The sequence below is a fragment of the Agromyces selenitireducens genome (assembly GCF_052748465.2).
The window spans coordinates 3,160,838-3,177,385 of the sequence record NZ_CM188259.1 but is presented as its reverse complement, the minus strand read 5'-3'; the positions used below and the strand labels follow the sequence as shown (position 1 = coordinate 3,177,385).

Genomic DNA, 16,548 nt, shown 5'->3' with positions numbered 1-16,548 from the left:
AGGGAGAGATGACGAAGCCGGACAAACTGGAACTGCAGTCGGCCGACGTGACGCGCAAGAACGTTGAGGCCCTGGCCGCGTTGTTTCCGCACATCGTCACTGAAGATCGAGCGGAAGATGGCACCCTTGTCCATGCGGTCGACTTCGAGGCGCTCCGGCAGGAGTTGAGCGACTATGTCGCAGATGGCAAAGAGGTCTACCAGATCGACTGGCCGGGCAAGCTCGCTGCCGAGTTCGCCTCAAACGCGCCAATCTCAAAGACCCTGCGCCCCAACCGTGCAGACTCGGTCGACTTCGACACCACGCAGAACCTGTTCGTCGAAGGCGACAACCTCGAAGCGCTGAAACTGCTCCAGGAGTCGTACCTCGGCAAAGTTCGTCTCATCTACATCGACCCTCCCTACAACACCGGCGGCGATCTGGTCTACCGTGACGATTTTTCTTCGTCGACGCAGGAGTTTCTCTGGAAGTCGGGTCAGATCAACGACGCTGGCGAGAAGCTGAGATCGAACACCGAGGCGAACGGACGTTTCCATTCGGACTGGCTGAGCATGATCTACCCGCGCCTCCGGCTCGCCAAGCGGTTCCTCGCTCAGGACGGCGTGATCATGGTCAGCATCGATGATGCTGAGCAAGCATCGCTCCGCCGGCTCATGGATGAGGTCTTCGGCGAGCAGAACTTCATCGCGCAGCTTGTGTGGGAGAAGGGGCGCAAAAACGATGCGAAGCTCTTCTCGATCGGCCATGAGTACGTCATGGTTTATGCGAAATCGAAGTCGGCGCTTAAGGAGCTCAAGACAGTTTGGCGTGAGGAAAAGCCGGGCGCGCGTGAGATATGGGACGAGTATGTCCGTCTGCGCGGGCTGCACGGTGACGACGACGCGGCAATCGAAGGCGACCTATCAGCGTGGTTCTCTGCCCTGCCTCGGACGGATCCGTCGAAGAAGTGGGCTAGGTACAAGCGTGTTGATGCCAATGGGCCGTGGCGTGACGACAATATCTCCTGGCCGGGCGGCGGCGGACCTCGATACGACGTGATTCATCCAGTTACGGGCCAGCCGTGCAAGGTGCCTGAGCGCGGATGGATTTGGCCCGATCCGGAGACGATGAAAGAGAAGATCCGCCTCGGAATCGTTGTGTTCCGGGATGACCACACGGAGCCACCGCTCAGGAAGTCGCATCTACGTCCGGTCGCAGGTGAGGAGGATGCCGAGGATTACGATCAGAGTGTGGGAGACGAGGTTGAACTCGCCGTCCAGGTTCGAGGTACCTACTTCTACCGCCAGTCACAGACCTCGGTGAAGCACTTGCGGGCCCTTATGGGGGTTCAAGTGTTCAACAACCCGAAAGATCACGACGTATTGTCCCGTCTGTTCGAGTATGTCCTCGGCGGTAAGGGAGGCATCGTCATGGACTTCTTTGCCGGTTCCGGTACCACTGCCGAAGCCGCCTTTGATCTCTGCGCCCGCACCGGCCTGAACTGCCCGGTGATTCTTGTGCAACTCCCTGAGTTGCTGGAGGACAACCTCAAGTCGGCAACAGGCTCAGCGAAGACGACCATCCAGAATGCGATCAAACTCCTGCAGCAGCTCGACAAGCCGTTGAACATCGCTGAGCTGACCAAAATCCGTATCCAGAAGGCAGGCGCTCAGATCCTGGCGAACCGAAAGCCTTCAGACTGGAACGGGGACGTTGGATTCCGCGCGTTCGCGGTTGATACGAGCAACTTCACCGATGTCACGACGACCCCAGATGGTGCCGACCAGGAGACGATGTTTGACCTGGTTGAGAGTATCAAGAGCGACCGAACCGGCCTGGACGTGTTGTTCGAAACCTTCATCGCCTCAGGGCTGGACCTGTCCGCGCCGATAGGCCTCGAGACCATCGAGGGTCATCAGGTCTACTCCGTCGATGACGGGTTCCTGCTTGCTTGCTTCGATGACCAGCTCGACGACGAATTGATCCGAGCACTCGCGCAGCGTGCGGCGGCGGATGCGACACAGAGGGTCGTCGTCAAAGACACCGGCTTCGGCTCGGATGACGCAGCGATCAACGCACACCAGGTGTTCGAGCAGCTTTCGCCCGACACCACGCTGAAGGTGATCTAATTCGATGAAGTTGCACTTCAAGGTTCAGGATTACCAAACCGCTGCCGTCGACGCCGTTGTGGACTGCTTCCGTGTGAAGCACCGCCAGCCGTTCGCAGATAACGTCATCTACAAGATCGACCCTGGGCGTACTGCTGGTCGGCGCGGACAACCCGAACTTGCCCACGGTGTCGATGACGCCGGTGTGCAAACCGGCTATGGCAACAGCACCCTGCTCCTGACACCCTCCCAAGTTCTCGACAACCTTCATGCCGTTCAACGACGCACGAGCGGACTCCCGCTGTCCGGAGAACTGATCGCCAGCCCCGCGGCCGGGCTGAACCTCGACGTCGAGATGGAGACCGGCACCGGCAAGACCTATGTCTACATCAAGACGATCATGGAGCTTCACCGACAATTCGGCTGGTCGAAGTTCGTCGTCGTGGTCCCGAGCGTTGCGATCCGCGAAGGCGTGAAGAAATCTTTCGAGATTACTGCCGACCACTTCCTCGCCGAATACGAAACCCAGGCCCGGGCGTTCGTGTATGACTCCGACCATCTCGAAGATGTCGAAACCTTTTCGTCGGACACAGGCATTCAGGTGATGATCATCAACGCGCAGAACTTCAACCGCGATGCGAAGAAAGCCGACCAAGATCTCGGCCAGACTGGCAAGTCATCCGGACTGAAGATGTTCAAGACGCTCGACGGCTTCAAGTCTCGTCGCCCCATCGATGTAATCGCTGCGAACCGCCCGATTCTAATTATCGACGAGCCACAGCGCCTCGGAAGCAACGCTGCAAGGCCCAGCGAGACCCTCAAAGCGCTCGGACGGTTCAACGCGCTCTTCGCCCTTCGCTACTCAGCTACCCACGCCATCGAGCACAACAAGGTTCACCGCCTGGATGCCCTCGACGCGTACAACAAGAAGCTCGTCAAGAAGATCTCCGCGCGCGGCATCAGCGTAAAAGGCCTTGCCGGCAGCAGCGCATACCTGTACGTCGACGGCATCGAACTCGGGAAGGGTGCAGATTTTCCGAAAGCACGCATCGAGATCCAACACCAGCCGAAGAACGGGAACATCACCCTCAAGACCGTCAAGGTCAAGAAGCGCGATCGGCTCCATGACATCTCCGGCGGCATCGAAGCATACAACGGCCTCGTCATCGACGATATCGACGCGATCACCAACACCGTCACGCTCATTGACGGTCAGGTGCTCCAGGGCGGTCAGGTCACCAACGACGTGACTGACGAGCAAAAGCGACGGCTCCAGATTCGAGAGGTCATCCGCGCCCACCTCGACAAGGAGCGGCAACTCTTTGGGTACGGCATCAAGGCGCTCTCGCTCTTCTTCATCGACGAAGTGCTGAAGTACCGTGACTACGACCAGCCGGACCGACGGGGCGAGTACGCCCGCGTGTTCGAGCAGGAGTACGAAGCGCTCAAGGCTGAGCGACTCAGCGAACTCGACCTTGACGAGTCAGCGGCAGCGTATCGGACATTCCTGCAGCGAGATGACGTTCGCGACATCCACAACGGCTACTTCTCCGTCGACAAGACCGGGCGCTGGGTCGATAGCGATGCTTCGGATGCCTCTGACGAGAAGGGAAAAGGCCTTTCGAAGGACGCCGAAGCGTACGACGCGATCCTCCGCGACAAAGAGAAGCTCCTTGACCGTGATTATCCGCTCCGCTTCATCTTCAGTCACTCCGCGCTGCGCGAGGGATGGGATAACCCGAACGTCTTCACGCTCGGGTTTCTGAAGAAGGCAACCGCTGGAGACTCTCGTCGTCAGGAAGTCGGACGCGGCCTTCGCCTCGCAGTTGACCACAACGGCGACCGGGCCGACAACCCCGTGACGGTCCACGACATCAACGTTCTCACAGTCGTGACCGAAGAGTCCTACGTAGACTTCGTCGCAGGGTTCCAGAAGGAAACGCTGGGGCTGCTCAGCGCGCGGCCGCGAAAGGCAACGCCGGAGTTCTTCGTTGGCGCGACTTTCCGCGACGCGATCGCCGGAGCCGAGCACAAGGTCACGCTGGACGACGCGAAGCAGCTCCAGCACTGGCTCATCAAGCATGACTTCATTGACTACGACCAGCACCTTACTGACAAGTGGATCCGACGCGCTGACCTGCCCGAGATGCCGGCTATGCCGCCTGCGCTCCACCCGTACTTCTATCAAGTTGCGGAGCTGATCGACTCGCTCCACGTCGCGGCGCCGAAGGTCGACGACGGGCGCAAGACGAAGGTCGTGCCCATGAACAAGGCAAACTTCAACAAGAAGGAGTTCCAGGAACTCTGGGCGCGGATCAACCACCGTGTCGTGTACCAGGTCGAGTTCGATTCGCAAGAGCTCATCGATAACTGCATTCGGGTCCTCGACACCTCGCTTGAAGTTGCCAGGCTCCAGTACGTCGTCACCGAAGGGGTACAACGGGATCTCATCGAGGCAGAGCACCTGGAGTCCGGGGAGAGCTTCAACGTGACCCGGACGAAGTCGTCGGAGTCCACCTTGAGTGCAAGCTCCACGGTGCCGTACGACCTTCTCGGCGAGATCGCCGAGAAGACCAAGCTGACCAGACGCACCGTTGCCACCATTCTCAGTGGCGTTTCTCCCGGGACGTTCGCGAAGTTTAAGCAGAACCCGGAGCAGTTCATCACGGAGGCGGCCCGCCTCATCCGCGAGCAAGCCGCCGCAACAATGGTCGAACACATCGAGTACAACATCCTCGAAGACCGCTACGACGCCGCCATCTTCACCGAGAACCAGACCGCGCAGGACCTTTCAAAGGCCGTCCATACCCCGAACAAAGGCGTCTACGAGTTCGTCCTCGATGACTCACAGGTCGAGCGTGAGTTCGGCGCTGCGCTCGATGTCAGTGACGAGGTGTCCGTCTTCACGAAGCTGCCACGTGGCTTCAAGATCCCCACGCCGCTCGATGACTACAACCCGGACTGGGCGATTGCCTTCCAGGAAGGCGCCGTCAAGCACGTCTACTTCGTCGCCGAGACCAAGTATTCGCTCTCGTCGCTGGAACTTCGCGGCGCCGAGAAGTCGAAGATCGATTGCGCCAACAAGCTCTTCGAGAAACTCAACGAGGTGGCGGGTGCCTCAGGCATTCGATTCAACGGCGTGACCGGCTACGACCATCTGCTACAGCTCGTCTCGGCCTGATCCCGAGAAGTCCGACGCATACGACGACACGTCGGTGTCCACGAGGAGGTGGCCGTGAAGGCCGTCGATACCAACCTGCTTGACCTGCTCAAAGTCACGAGCCAGTTCGAAGTGCCGATCTACCAGCGCGCGTATGCCTGGGGTGAGGCCGAATGCAAGCAGCTCTGGAAAGACATCGTGCGCGCCGGCGAGAACAGCTCGCTCGGTGCGCACTTCACCGGCTCCGTCGTCTACGTCGAGAAGGCCGCCGGTACGCAAACGAGCCAGTCGCCGAACCTCATTATCGATGGCCAGCAGCGTGTCACGACGGTCAGCCTCATCCTCGCCGCGCTCGCCGCGCGCCTCGACGGCGAATCGGGCGAGCAGCGAGAGCCGATTGAAGGGTTTTCGCCGGAGGAGATCCGCGAGTCGTATCTCCTCAACCGGTTCAAGACCGACGAGCGGCGCTACCGTCTCCTGCTCTCGCAAGGCGACCGCGAAGCGTTGTTCTCGGTGCTCGATGGCACGGACGCGCCTCGCGACTCGACCAGCAAGGTACTCGTGAACTTCGCCTACTTCCAGGAGAAGCTGAACGACTCGAAGACCGAGTTGGCTGTCATCTGTCGGGGTCTCGACAAGCTCCAGGTCGTCGACGTGCACCTGCAGCTCGGGATAGATCACCCACAGCTCGTCTTCGAGGCGATGAACTCGACCGGCAAGAAGCTTTCCCAGGCGGACCTAATTCGCAACTTCGTACTGATGGACCTTCCCGCTTCCGAACAGGCGAAACTCTGGAAGAGCTACTGGCGACCGATGGAGGAGGACTTCGCAGGGGCCGGACGAGACGGCGTGTTTGACGAGTTCGTCCGCCACTACTTGACCGTCGTCACGGGGCGCATCCCTCGCGTCCATGACATCTACGACGCGTTCAAGGACTACGCCGCGGGTCGCCTGAAGCACGGAGAGAGCATCGACGCGATTGTCGTCGAACTCCGCGAGTATTCGAAGCGCTACAACGCGATCGCACTTGGCGGCGAGCGGCTTTCGGCGCTCCAGCACGCGTTCGACGAGCTCACTCAGATTCGCGCCGACGTCGTGTACCCCTTCCTCCTCGAGGTGTACACGGACTACGAACTCGGGGTGGTCACCGCCGATGAGCTGCTCCAGATCGTGCGGCTCGTCATCTCGTACATCGTGCGCCGCGCCGTCACCGGCTACGCGACCAACTCTCTCAACACCACGTTCCAGACCTTCGCACGCGCGATTCGCAAGGACCGCTACCTCGAGAGCGTCAAGGCCCAGTTCATCCGGCTGCAGGGGTACCGCGCGTTCCCGACCGACGCCGAGTTCGAGGAGAAGCTCAAGACCTTCGACGCCTACCACTTCAAGCGTCGCTCGTACTTCTTCCGCTCGCTCGAGAACTTCGGGCGGAAGGAGCCGGTGCCGACTGATCAGTACACGATCGAGCACATCCTTCCGCAGAACGAAGACCTCAGGCCCGAGTGGCAGGTGGACCTCGGAGCGGACTGGGTGGAACTCCAGGGCAAGTACCTCCACACCCTGGGAAACCTCACGCTCACCGGGTACAACTCCGAGTACTCGGACCGTCCGTTCGCCGAGAAGCGAGAAATGATCGGTGGGTTCCGGGAGAGCCCGCTCCGACTGAACCAGGGCATCGGACAGCTCGATGCGTGGGACGAGTCGACCATCCGGGCGCGTGCCACGCGCTTGGCCGGTGAGGCGCTAAGCATCTGGGCAAGGCCGACACTTGCCGCGGATGCCCTGGCGACGTATCAGGCACCGCGCGCCGAGTCCGAGCGGACCATCGAAGACCACCCGAACCTGTTGCGTCCCGCACGAAGGGCCCAGTTCGAGCGCTTGAGCGAGGAAGTGCTTGCCTTCGATCCGGTGGTGGCCATCGAGTTCCTAAAGATTCGCGCGTCGTTCAAGGCGGACACGACTTTCCTGGACATCATTCCGCAGGCGGCACGTCTGGTCCTCGTTCTGAACATCCCGATCTCGGCGCTCCGCGACGAGCGTGGGATCGCTCGTGACGTGAGTCAGATCGGCCATTGGGGAGTTGGCGATACTCAGGTGCCGTTCGAGGACAACTCTGACTTCAGCTACATCCTCGGCCTGGTGCGCCAGGCGTATGAATACCAGCTCGGCGACGGTGAGGAGTAGAGAAGTTCGGCGGCGAGGGACAGCTGAGCGATCTAGGTGGTGCAGTGTTCGTCCGAGATCGCGTGGGACTGAACGCGCTGTCCGGCGGCTCAACAGAACGCCTCGGGCCGCGGTTCGATCGGCTGATGAGTCGACGCATTGCCTCCGGGCCCACCCCGATGCATCCGCCCCCACCTCGGCGCATGATCCCCACGTAACCATCGAAACCGGCCGGCCGCCCGCGCGCGGCGCCCAGCGCACGCGCGCGCACGACCGCCATCCGCAATGGAGGGGAGCGGATCATGGGCATGATCGACGGCAAGGAGCTCGACCCGGTCGAGGCGCCGGAGGTGCAGCGGCGGGTGGTCGTGAAGGTCACCGATGCGGCGCGGCGCGAGCGGGCGCTGAAGGAGCGTCCGGGTGAGCGACGGGCGGGGGAGCAGGAGGACGACGTCGGGCGCGAGCTGGTCGATGCGGTCGGGTATCTCGGGGATGTGCTCGCGGAGTACCAGCGGCGGGTGGCCGGGGAGGCGTACCTCGAGCCGATGGTCGGAGGCGACGAGCGGGAGCGGCTCGGGCGGGGGCGGCGGGCCCGGTTCGACGGGTATGCGGCGATCACAGTGCGGGACGAGGCATCCGCTGCCGAACTCGCGAAGGAACTCGACGCGCGCGACGACGTCGAGACCGCCTACGTCGAGGGCGGGCCGACGCCGCCGCCGGTGGACGCGGGCGACGACCCGCGCAGCGGGAACCAGGGGTACCTGGATGCCGCGCCCGACGGCATCGACGCGCGGTGGGCGTGGGGTGCCACGGATGGCGCGGGCATCGGGTTCGTCGACCTCGAGCAGGGGTGGACGCTGAACCACGAGGACCTCGCGGCGGCCGGCATCACGATCATCTCGGGCGTGAGCCAGGCGTACCACGGGCACGGCACGGCGGTGCTCGGCGAGGTCGTCTCGGTCGACAACACGAGGGGCGGCGTGGGCATCGCGCCCGCGGCATCCGCTCGGGTCGTGTCGCAGTACCGCACGTCGACGAGCTACAGCACCGCGGCGGCCATCATCTCGGCGGCCGACGCGATGTCGCCCGGCGACGTGATGCTGCTCGAGGCGCAGACCACCGCGGCCGGGTCGTCGACGACGTACCTTCCGGTCGAGGTCGAGCAGGCGGTGTTCGACGCCATCCGCGATGCGGTCGACGCCGGCATCGTGGTCGTCGAGGCGGCCGGCAACGGCGGCAACGACCTCGACGACTGGACGGATGCCTCCGGCCGCCACCTGCTGAAGGTCGGCGACGACGACTACCGCGACTCCGGGGCGATCATGGTCGGCGCCGCGTCATCCGCCGCGCCCCACTCGCGGCTGTCGTTCTCGAACCACGGCAGCCGCATCGACTGCTACGCCTGGGGCCAGAACGTCGACACCACGGGCGACGGATGGACCGGCACCTCGCCCACGGCGTACACCGGGTCGTTCGGCGGAACGTCGGGTGCCTCCCCGATCGTCACTGGCGCCGCGGTGCTGCTGCAGAGCTGGCGGAAGGCGCGGAAGGGGCATCCGTTCGACCCGGCGACCGTGCGGTCGTGGCTGTCATCCTCGCTCAACACGCACAGCGCCGACCCGGCGTCCGACCGCATCGGGGTCATGCCGGACCTGCGCGCGATCTTCGATCGCATCGAGAAGAACGAGCGATTCAGGATCGACGACCGGTTCGTGTACTGGGTGTACATCCTGTTCGGCGTCCTCAACGATGCGCCTGGGCTCATCTGGGTGCCGGGCAAGGGTCCGGTGCCGGTGGATCCGGACTGGCGGTCGCAGGCGGTGCGCGGACGGCGGGAGCTGGTCGCGGCAATCGCGCGCGAGGCGCGGGCGTTCGACGGGCGGCTGACCGCGAAGCAGCTGGATCGGATCGCGGAGAACGCGTTCAGGCGGCTCGGGCGGTGAGGGGCGAATGCCCGCCTTCGCCGCCGGAGGGGCACCCGACGACGGCGAACGGCGGGTGAAGAGCTACCCCGCCGACCCGAATTCGAACACGAGTCGCGCCGGCACGTCGCCGTGCAGCACCTCGTCGACCGCCGAGTTGACGTCGCCGAGGTCGCGCGGCATAGAGACGACTCGCGTGCGGCCGAGGGCATGGAGGGCGAAGACCTCGGCGAGGTCCTGGCGGGTTCCGACGATCGAGCCGATGATCGAGATGCCCTTCAGCACGGTGTCGAACACGGGCACGGTGAGCGAGCCCTCCGCGGGCAGCGAGACGAGCACCATCCGGCCGCCGCGGTTCAGCGACGCGAACGCCTGGTCGAACACCTGGGGCGCGACGGCGAGGACGATCGCGACATCCGCACCGCCGAGCTCGGCGATCGCCGCGACAGGGTCGCCGGCCGACGCGTCGACGGCGTGGTCGGCTCCGAGCTCGCGCGCGAGATCGAGCTTCTCAGGCGTGATGTCGACCCCGATCACCTCGGCGCCGACGAGTCGCGCGTACTGCACCGCGAGGTGGCCGAGCCCGCCGACGCCCCACACCGCGACGCGCTCGCCGGGCACGACGCGCGCGTTCTTCACGGCTGCGTACGTGGTGACGCCCGCGCACGTGAGCGGCGCGGCATCCATCGCCGAGACGCCCTCCGGCACGGGCGCCGCGAACCGAGCGTCGGCGACGAGGTACTCGGCAAAGCCGCCGTCGATCGAGTACCCGGTGTTCTGCTGCTGCTCGCACAGGTTCTCCCGGCCTGAGACGCAGAACCGGCACTCGCCGCACGCGTGCCCGAGCCACGGCATCGCGACCCGCTCGCCGGCTGACCGGGAAGTGACGCCTTCGCCGAGCTTCTCGATGATGCCGACGCCCTCGTGACCTGGCACGAACGGCAGGCCGGGCTTCACCGGCCAGTCGCCCCGCATGGCGTGGATGTCGGTGTGGCAGAGTCCGCAGGTCTCGAGCCGGACCAGCACCTGGCCCGGCCCCGGCTCCGGAATCGGCCGGTCCTCCAGCGCAACGGGCCGGTCGAACGCCGTCACGACGGCTGCACGCATGATGTTCCTCCTGAGGGTCCCGTGGTCGGCGCATCCGCCGTGCGGGCGCCCGGCTCCCAGTCTTCGCTGAGCGCGCCGGACCCGGCGGGAACTTGGTCCCTTCGGGCGTCGGGCGGCACGAGGCGCTGCCGGCCGGACGGGCGGTCAGGGCCGAGGCGATCGCCGGGACGGCCGGCCCCGCGGCATCCGCTCGCCCCGATGTCGCCACCAATCGCTAGGCTGCCGCGCATGGCCGGCGAACTGGACGACCCCGTGGTGGTGGACTTCCCGTTGCGCGGCGAGGGGTGGATGGCCGTCACGACGCCTGCCCACCGCGTGCCGAGCCACGGCACCGACCTGCTCGGGCAGCGCTACGCGTACGATCTGCTCAAGGTCGATGGACGTCGCGGTGTGCACTTCCACCCCGCGAGCACGCTGCGCGGTGAGCTGCTCGGCGGGCGCACGCGGGAGTGCTACGCGTGGGGCGCGCCGATCCACGCGCCGTTCGACGCCGAGGTGGTGGCGGCATCCGACGAAATGCCCGAGCGCGAATGGATCCACCCGGCCCGCGAGATCGCGCGGGCGGTGAAGAACGCGGTGACGTTCTCGCCCGAGAAGATTCCGCAGATCCTGGGGAACCACGTCGTGCTCCGAGCCCTTGCCGGCGCCGCTCGTCGGGCCGGAGGCGACACCTGGCCCGGCGACGTCTTCGCCGGGTTCGCGCACCTCGTGCCCGGCAGCGTGGCCGTCGCCGCCGGTCAGCAGGTGGCATCCGGTGACATCCTCGGCCGCGTGGGCCATACCGGCAACTCGACCGCGCCGCACCTGCACTTCCAGCTCATGGACTCCGCCGACCTGATGACGGCGAAGGCCATCCCGTGCGCGTTCCGCACCTACGAGGTCCAGGCGGATGGTGCGTGGGTGCCGGTTGCGGACGGCATTCCCGGCCGGCGCGACCGGATCCGCTGGACCGACACCTGATCGCGGCCGGCTGGGGCAGAGTGGACGCTTGCCCTACCGATGCACGTGCGACGGCTCACCCGTCACGCTCGTGATGTCCTTCTCCGTGGCGTGCAGCAGCCGCTCGGAGAGGTTGCGCAGGGCGCGCGCGACCGCGAGCTCGTCGCCGATCTCTGGCACGTTCGGATCGAGCGGGTTGCGATCCGCCTTCCCGACGCCGGTCACGTCCAGGCCCGCGGGCGTGCGCAGGCTGGCGTTCGCCATCGTGGTGTTCTCGTCTTCGTCGATCTCGACGGTGACATTCCACTGCTTCGTTGCATCCATGGAACCCACCACCCTCCCCGGTTCGGTTCCAACCTTCAGGGTACCGACCTGCCGCAGGGGCGGCGAGGGTCGCGGGACGGCTGGGCGCACGCCGCCGGCGCACGCGCAACGGCCATCGGCGGCAAGGCTCAGCCCCGAGCGCGCGCCTTCCCCTTCGACCCCGAGCGGGCCGGCGCCTTCGCACCCGGCGGCGTCGTCATCAGCCGTTCCACCGCCTTCGACATGCCCGTCCCGCGCAGGCCGTCGAGCTGCACCTCGATCGCCCGAAGGTCCTTCCGAAGGTCCGCATCCTCGACGCGCGAACGCAGGCGGCGCACGACCTTCAGGCCGGCATCCACCTCGTCGTCCGTGAGCTTCGTCGTGTCATCCTTCGACAGCGCCGACGCGCGTTTCACGAGCTCTGCCGTGTCCGACAGCAGCTCGCGGTCGCCGAGCATCGCCACGACCGCCGGCGCCTCGATGCGCTCGAACAGTGCGATCCACTCCCGCCCGGCATCCGTCGTCGACAGGAGCTTGTCGCGCACCTTCTGGAGCGCCCTGACCTCGGTCTGCGCGCGGAAGAACTGCGCGCCGATGAGCTCGATCGCGCAGATGCTCTGCTGCAGCAGCGCGACCATGCCCGACTTCGCGTCGCGGATGACGGGCCGAGGATCGGCGGGATGGAAGGAGTCCTCGACGGTCTCCACGCGTGGCCCGGTCTCGAACGTGAAGCCGTAGGTCTTCTCGAGCGCCGAGCTCGCGATGTGACGGCTGTACACGTAATCGCTCCACGTGCCGGTGGTCGGGTAGAGGCCGATGCCCGCCTCGCTCGTGTACGTGCGACCGCGAACGGCCGCGATCGCGTCGCGGATGCGGGCGCCGACCGTCTGGAACCGCTGCAGGTCGCGCGGCGGCATGTACTCCTGATAGCCGGTGACCTGGATCGGCTTGCACTTCGGCTGCGGCAGCGTGGTGAACCGCTTCTTCGGGTCGGTCGTCTGGGTTGGGGCGTGCCCCCAGGGCCAGAGGATGAGCTCCGAGAACGAGTGCACGTCGACGAACGTCGCGATCCGGTGCGTGTCGAGCAGGTGCTTCACGTTGCGGGTCTCCGGCTCGCTGAACGCGCTCGGCCCGGCGTAGATATCGGTGCACGGCGAACACGACGTCTGGCCCTCGGTCACGCCCCACATGAAGTCGGCGTTGCGGTTGAGGTCGACGCCAATGCACGAAGTGCCGGCGTTCGTCGCCCGGTTCTTGCGCCACATGTCGTCGACCGTCATCACGTGCACGCGCCCGTCGGGGTTGGCGCAGGGCACCATCCAGATGTCGAGGGCGTCGAGGATCAGCTTGATGTCGGCAGCCGGCCAGGTCTTCCCGCCGTAGACGAGGTCGCGGTTGGTCGCGTAGCTGACGAAGAGGTCGACGGCGAGCTCGATGATCGCGTCGGGGTTCATGAGCTCGCGTGCGTGCGTGCCGCCCACGAGCAGCACCCCGCGGCGCTCGGGGCCGGTGCCCGCCCGCAGGCGCAGGGCGTACACGGGTCTTCCCTGAACGGATGCCTCCGGCAACTGCGTCCGCGTGAAGAACCCCGGGAACCACGTCGCGAGCGACTGCATCTGCGAGTCGAGTTGCGCCACCGTCCGGTACATCAGCGCTCCTCCTCTCGGGGGATGCCGGCGATGCGGTCCTCGAGCCAGCGCGTCGCGTCATCGTCCGACTGGATCCGCTCGGGGTCGAGCGGTGCGATCGGAACGGTGTGAAGCACGCGGACCTCGTACCCGCGTCGAACCAGCTCGGCGAGCTCGTCGGCGGTGATGATGACCCGGACCTCGCCCTGCGGATCCGGGATGCGGTCGAGGTCGAGATCGGCCACCCGCGACACCGCGAGGTTCCGTACGCCCGGATGAACGGTCGCCTCGAAGCGCTCGCCTTCCGGCTTGCCGAGCGCGTCGGCGCCCTTGGATTTCTGTGCCATGGGATCCCCCCGAATCCACGGCTCGCTCGAGCGTCTCGCGGACGCACGAACGGGCTCCCCCCAGAACCACTCGGGGCGGAACTTACTCCCTCGTGGGGGTGGCCGCAATGGTGGTGCGCGGGCGGGGCTCGCGGGGCTCGCGCGCCTGTCGCGGCGGCCCGGGCCGCTGGAGGCACGGTGGCCCGGGTCGTGCGACTGCGGCATCACCTTCCGCGGCATGACGAGCGACGAGGTCACCACGACCGCGGTCGTGCGCGCGATACCCGGGCTCGACCTCGCCGCCTATGTCGACTGCCTCGACGCCACGCATCGGTTCCGACGCTCGCAGGGATGCACGTGCGACTTCGACGCTGTCGGCCGGGCGTGGAACCTGTTGGCGATCGCCGGGTTGTTCGCCGAGGGCACGGTCGTCGAACGGATCGTGGATCGTTTGGTCGCGCGGCGAGGCGCGGGGTCTGACGGCCGTCGGCATGACTGATGTAGCACATGGTGCTGCGCCGTGCTACGGTGCGGACATGGGCGACGAGATCAGCCAGCGCGACCTGCGCATGCGCTCGCGCGAGATCATGGACGCCGTCGAGCGAGGCGAGTCCTTCACCGTGACGCGCGACGGTCGCGAGATCGGCGAGCTCATCCCGATGCGCAAGCGACGCAGCTTCGTCGCCCGGTCGGAGTTCGCTGCGATGTCTCGCACCGCGCCCGCGATCGACCTCGAGCGGTTCCGCGCCGATCAGGATGCGATCATCGATGCAACCTTGGACGATCCGTATGCCCGCTGAGAACGAACGCGGGCTCCTGGACACGAGCGTCGTGATCCTGCGTCGGTGGATCGGCGCCGACGACCTTCCGAACGAAGTGGCGATCAGCGCCGTGACACTCGCCGAACTGTCGGCCGGCGTGCACCTCGTCTCAGGCGCCGACGCGGCGCCAGAGCGAGCCCGGCGTACCGACGTGCTGCAGCGGGTGGAACACGAGTTCGACCCGATTCCCTTCGATGCCGATGCCGCGCGTGCGTTCGGTCGCATCTCCGCGGCCGTGCAGGCGATCGGGCGCACGCCGAGGCGCCGGATCGCCGATCTCATGATCGCCGCGGTCGCGTCGGCGCAATCGCTCCCGCTCTACACGACCAACCCGGACGACTTCATCGGACTCGACGAACTCGTCGACGTCGTGGCGGTGCCTCGACCGGAAGCTGCTCGCGGCCCCGAGCGGAGGTAGGGACGCGCAATCAGCGCCTCGCCCCGCCGGGAACCGAGCTCATTCTCGCCACGCCCCCAGCTTCTCCGGGTTCAGCACGATCCACACGTCGGTGATGCGGCCTGCGACGACGTTGAAGTTGACCACGCCGATCACTGCGCCGTCGCGGCGGACGGCGAAGCCGGCGCCATCCGTCGTCTCGAGGGGTTCGACCTGGTCGGCGGGGTTCTTGGCGAGCAGGCCGAGCAGGAACCGGGCCACGTTGTCGGCGCCGAGCACCGGGCGGCGGGCGGCGCTGACGAGCCCGCCGCCGTCGGAGCGCAGCACGACCTCGGGGTCGAGTACCGACACCAGCGCCGCGAGGTCGCCGGCCTGGGCGGCGGCGCCGAACGCGGCGACCACCGCATCGTGCTCGGTGCGCTCGACGCTCCGTGAGCGCTCCGCAGCGACGTGACGGCGAGCGGATGTCGCGAGCTGGCGCACCGCGGCGGGGGAGCGGCCGACGATCTCCGCGATCTCCGGGAACGGCACCGCGAACACGTCGTGCAGCACGAACGCGACGCGCTCGGCGGGCGTCATGGCCTCGAGCACGACGAGCAGGGCGCTCGACACCGCCTCGTCGAGGGTCACACGGTCGAGCGGGTCGACCGCGGCATCCGTCGTCGCCGTCGTCAGCGCCGCAGCGCTCGACGTGCCCCGACCGGCGCCGCCGGCCGCGGAGCCGGCGCCCCCGAAGAAGCCGGCCGGCAGCGGCTCGGGCAGCCACGGGCCCACGTACCGCTCGCGGCGTGCCCGCGCCGTGCCGAGCAGGTCGAGGCACACGCGGCCCGCGACGCGGGTCAGCCAGGCCTGCGGGTTCGCGATCGCGGCGCGCTCGGCGTCCGACATCCGGTACCAGCGCACGTAGGTCTCCTGCACGGCGTCTTCGGCCTCGCCGGTGGTGCCGAGCATGCGGTAGGCGAGCGCCAGCAGGCGGCGGCGCTCGTCGACCACGTCGGCGAGGTCGGGCGCGGCGGGCGCGTCGCGACCTTCGCCGTCGTCGTTCGAGCTCGGCTCGGTGTCATCCGTCATCGTCACTGCTCCCTCCACCAAGCATGACGCCGCAGCCGGCTGAATCGTGAGGGGAGCATGCGCCAACATGTACATATTTCCGAACAGGATGGCCCGACCTCACACTGCGCTTGGCGGTTTCGTCGGAGTGGGTATGAGCAGAATCCACACGGCTGCGCTCGCGCTGACCGCGGCCATCGCGTTCTTCGTCGGCGGCTGGGCGTCGTTCGCCCCCGCCGCGTTCTACGACTCGTTCCCGGGCGTGCTCGGGCAGTGGGTCTCCACCGACGGGCCGTACAACGAGCACCTCGTGCGCGACGTCGGCGCCATGTACCTCGCCCTCGGTGCGGCATCCGTCGCCGGGTTCGCCTGGCGCAGCCCCGCCGTGCTCCGCCTGCTCGGCCTCGCCTGGACGGTCTTCGGCACCCTCCACCTCTGGTACCACGCCACCCACCTCGACCACGTGACCGCGGATGCCGCGATCGGCACCGTCGTCTCGCTGACGTTCAGCCTCGGGCTCGGCATCCTGCTGCTGATCCCGGCGCGCGACGGCAGTCGACGTGAAACGGATGCCGCCGGCACGGCCGGCCCCGCCGCATCCGCCGGCCCTCATGCCCGCACACTTCCGGCGAGGTGACCCGATGA

At 66.4% G+C, this 16,548-nt stretch carries 14 protein-coding genes; 9 read left to right on the top strand and 5 right to left on the bottom strand.

Annotation, left to right across the window (positions count from 1 at the left end):
* The first annotated feature begins 8 nt into the window (after window positions 1-8).
* The 4 genes from ACULK4_RS14900 to ACULK4_RS14885 all read left to right on the top strand — a co-directional run bounded on the left by ACULK4_RS14900 (window position 9) and on the right by ACULK4_RS14885 (window position 9,353).
* The gene (locus ACULK4_RS14900) at window positions 9-2,108 is read left to right on the top strand and encodes a site-specific DNA-methyltransferase (protein WP_445966367.1); all 2,100 of its coding nucleotides are present in this window, start codon (window positions 9-11) and stop codon (window positions 2,106-2,108) included.
* A 4-nt stretch (window positions 2,109-2,112) separates the two neighbouring features.
* A complete protein-coding gene (locus ACULK4_RS14895) occupies window positions 2,113-5,268 on the top strand; it encodes a restriction endonuclease (protein ID WP_445966366.1) in 3,156 nt (1,051 codons plus the stop codon).
* Between the two features lie 54 nt (window positions 5,269-5,322).
* Window positions 5,323-7,431 (top strand): GmrSD restriction endonuclease domain-containing protein, encoded by a 2,109-nt coding sequence (locus ACULK4_RS14890; protein WP_445966365.1) that lies wholly within the window; start codon window positions 5,323-5,325, stop codon window positions 7,429-7,431.
* Between the two features lie 281 nt (window positions 7,432-7,712).
* Window positions 7,713-9,353: a S8 family peptidase gene (locus ACULK4_RS14885; RefSeq protein WP_445966364.1), complete on the top strand. Its 1,641-nt coding sequence runs from the start codon at window positions 7,713-7,715 to the stop codon at window positions 9,351-9,353.
* A gap of 63 nt (window positions 9,354-9,416) precedes the next feature.
* Here the strand turns inward: ACULK4_RS14885 and ACULK4_RS14880 are convergent, their stop codons facing one another.
* Window positions 9,417-10,439 (bottom strand): zinc-dependent alcohol dehydrogenase, encoded by a 1,023-nt coding sequence (locus tag ACULK4_RS14880; RefSeq protein ID WP_445966363.1) that lies wholly within the window; start codon window positions 10,437-10,439, stop codon window positions 9,417-9,419.
* Between the two features lie 228 nt (window positions 10,440-10,667).
* On the opposite strand from ACULK4_RS14880, the gene ACULK4_RS14875 reads away from it, so the two are divergent.
* Window positions 10,668-11,399, top strand: a complete 732-nt coding sequence (locus ACULK4_RS14875; protein ID WP_445966362.1) for a M23 family metallopeptidase — start codon at window positions 10,668-10,670, stop codon at window positions 11,397-11,399.
* 33 nt (window positions 11,400-11,432) lie between these two features.
* On the opposite strand, the gene ACULK4_RS14870 is transcribed toward ACULK4_RS14875, so the two are convergent.
* The 3 genes from ACULK4_RS14870 to ACULK4_RS14860 all read right to left on the bottom strand — a co-directional run bounded on the left by ACULK4_RS14870 (window position 11,433) and on the right by ACULK4_RS14860 (window position 13,656).
* Window positions 11,433-11,702 carry a DUF1876 domain-containing protein gene (locus ACULK4_RS14870; protein WP_445966361.1) on the bottom strand — a complete coding sequence of 90 codons (270 nt, stop codon included), beginning with the start codon at window positions 11,700-11,702 and terminating at the stop codon, window positions 11,433-11,435.
* A gap of 128 nt (window positions 11,703-11,830) precedes the next feature.
* The gene (locus ACULK4_RS14865) at window positions 11,831-13,330 is read right to left on the bottom strand and encodes a M14 family zinc carboxypeptidase (protein WP_445966360.1); all 1,500 of its coding nucleotides are present in this window, start codon (window positions 13,328-13,330) and stop codon (window positions 11,831-11,833) included.
* Window positions 13,330-13,656 (bottom strand): hypothetical protein, encoded by a 327-nt coding sequence (locus ACULK4_RS14860; RefSeq protein ID WP_445966359.1) that lies wholly within the window; start codon window positions 13,654-13,656, stop codon window positions 13,330-13,332. Before ACULK4_RS14860 ends, ACULK4_RS14865 begins: the two co-directional genes overlap by 1 nt.
* A gap of 217 nt (window positions 13,657-13,873) precedes the next feature.
* Between ACULK4_RS14860 and ACULK4_RS14855 the strand changes: the two genes are divergently transcribed.
* From ACULK4_RS14855 to ACULK4_RS14845, 3 genes are read left to right on the top strand one after another with little or no spacing between them, the layout of a single operon-like run.
* The gene (locus ACULK4_RS14855) at window positions 13,874-14,134 is read left to right on the top strand and encodes a DUF7715 family protein (RefSeq protein ID WP_501043322.1); all 261 of its coding nucleotides are present in this window, start codon (window positions 13,874-13,876) and stop codon (window positions 14,132-14,134) included.
* Between the two features lie 37 nt (window positions 14,135-14,171).
* Complete coding sequence (locus ACULK4_RS14850) at window positions 14,172-14,435, top strand: type II toxin-antitoxin system Phd/YefM family antitoxin (RefSeq protein WP_445966357.1); 264 nt, start codon at window positions 14,172-14,174, stop codon at window positions 14,433-14,435.
* The gene (locus ACULK4_RS14845) at window positions 14,425-14,874 is read left to right on the top strand and encodes a type II toxin-antitoxin system VapC family toxin (protein WP_445966356.1); all 450 of its coding nucleotides are present in this window, start codon (window positions 14,425-14,427) and stop codon (window positions 14,872-14,874) included. Before ACULK4_RS14850 ends, ACULK4_RS14845 begins: the two co-directional genes overlap by 11 nt.
* A 39-nt stretch (window positions 14,875-14,913) precedes the next feature.
* On the opposite strand, the gene sigJ is transcribed toward ACULK4_RS14845, so the two are convergent.
* Window positions 14,914-15,924: an RNA polymerase sigma factor SigJ gene (sigJ, locus tag ACULK4_RS14840; RefSeq protein WP_445966355.1), complete on the bottom strand. Its 1,011-nt coding sequence runs from the start codon at window positions 15,922-15,924 to the stop codon at window positions 14,914-14,916.
* 133 nt (window positions 15,925-16,057) lie between these two features.
* Between sigJ and ACULK4_RS14835 the strand changes: the two genes are divergently transcribed.
* Window positions 16,058-16,540, top strand: a complete 483-nt coding sequence (locus ACULK4_RS14835) for a hypothetical protein (protein WP_445966354.1) — start codon at window positions 16,058-16,060, stop codon at window positions 16,538-16,540.
* Window positions 16,541-16,548: the final 8 nt, after the last annotated feature.